Origin of the sequence: Catenulispora rubra (assembly GCF_015356825.1) — a bacterium.
Classification (GTDB): Bacteria; Actinomycetota; Actinomycetes; order Streptomycetales; family Catenulisporaceae; genus Catenulispora; species Catenulispora rubra.
The window spans coordinates 1-1,757 of record NZ_JAACYW010000598.1; the positions used below are offsets into that span (position 1 = coordinate 1).

A 1,757-nucleotide genomic window follows, 5' to 3' on the forward strand; every position below is an offset into this window, starting at 1 on the left:
CCCGAACCCGGCGCCCGAGCCCCGAACCCGGCGCCCGAGCCCCGAACCCGGGGTCCGGGCCCGGCGCCCCGGACCCCGCGCCTCAGCCGGCGTGCTCCGCCATCCACGCCTCGATGTCGTCGGGTTCGCGCGGCAGGGCCTGCGACATCAGTACTGCGCCGTCGGCGGTGATCAGCAGGTCGTCCTCGATGCGGATGCCGATGCCGCGGAGTTCGGGGGGCAGGGTCAGGTCGTCGGGTTGGAGGTACAGGCCGGGCTCGACGGTGAGGACGTTGCCGGCTGACAGGGTGCCGTCGACGTACTCCTCGGCGCGGGCTTTGGCGCAGTCGTGTACGTCGATGCCGAGCATGTGGCCGCTGCCGCAGAGGGTGTAGCGCCGGTAGAGGCCGACTTCGGGGTCCATCGCCTCTTCCAGCGACACCTTCAGGACGCCCATGTCGATCAGGCCGGTGGCGATGGTGCGCATGGCGGCCCAGTGGAAGTCGCGGAACTTCGCGCCGGCGCGCAGGGTTGCGATGCCGGCGTTCTGTGCCGAGAGCACCAGGTTGTACAGGTCGCGCTGGAGTGGGGTGAAGGTGCCGGAGATCGGGAGGGTGCGGGTGATGTCGGCGGTGTAGAGGCTGTCGACCTCGACGCCGGCGTCGAGCAGGAGCAGCTCGCCGGCGTTCAGGGTGCCGGTGTTCGCCGTCCAGTGCAGGACGCAGGCGTGGGCGCCGCCGCCGACGATGGTGTTGTAGCCCACGTCGTTGCCCTCGATGCGGGCGCGGTTGTTGAAGGCTCCTTCGACCCAGCGTTCGCCGCGCGGCTTGCCGACGACGGTGGGCAGGATCCGTGCTACGTCCTGGAAGCCCAGGGTGGTGGCGTCCACGGCGGCCTGGAGTTGCTCGACCTCCCACGCGTCCTTCACTAGGCGGAGCTCTGACAGGTAGGCGGTGAACTCGGCGTCGGCTTCGGGGCGTCCGGCGACCAGGGTGTCCACGCGTGGGTCGACGCCGCGCAGTACGCGGGTGGGGACCGAGGCGCCGGAGAGCTTGTCTGCGAGGCGGTTCAGGTTCTCCGTCGCGACGCCGTAGAGCTCCGAGCTCTCGCTGAGTGAGGGGCGGCGGCCCTCCCACATCTCGCCGAGGCGGCGGTCGCGGAAGGCCTCGCCGTTGTCGCGGGAGGAGCGGTCGTGGGCGAACAGGATCGCGTCGTGGCCGGAGCCGTTGGGCTCGAAGATGAGTACGCCTTCGAGGAGCTGGCTGCCGGTCAGGTGGACGAAGGCGCTGTGTGCGCGGTAGTGCCAGAAGGTGTCGTTGCTGCGCAGCTTCTCCGTGCCGGCGGGCACGATCAGGCGCTCGCCGGGGAAGCGGGCCGAGACGGCCTCGCGGCGGCGGCCGGTCCATGCCGAGGCCGGCACCGGGCCCAGGTCCGGCAGCGGCGAGGGCGCCCACTGCGTGGCCATGAACGCGGCGAGGGCGTCGGTGACCGGCAGGTCGTGGCTGCCGGTGGCGAACTTCGACAGGTTCGGGTCGCTGGACACTGCGGCGGCTCCTTGAGTGCGAAGGGTCGGGATGTTGCGGAGGGTCGGGACGCGCGGCGCGGGGCGGCGCGCCTGCGGGTTCCGCAGTGTGCAATGTTACATTCCACGGCGCGGTCCGGTAACCCCCGCGGGGGTGGGGTGAACGCTACTTGCTGTTCACGCCGCGCGACCGGATGCAGACGGTGCTGCGGTGGGTGTCGGACGTGATGCCGTTGTCCTACGCCTGTCTCTTATA

The 1,757-nt window shown here is 71.0% G+C and carries 1 protein-coding gene; it reads right to left on the reverse strand.

Annotation, left to right across the window (positions count from 1 at the left end):
* Window positions 1–82: 82 nt before the first annotated feature.
* On the reverse strand, window positions 83–1,522 hold the full coding sequence (locus GWK61_RS54400) for an aminopeptidase P family protein (RefSeq protein WP_194922261.1): 1,440 nt from the start codon (window positions 1,520–1,522) through the stop codon (window positions 83–85).
* Between the last annotated feature and the right edge of the window lie 235 nt (window positions 1,523–1,757).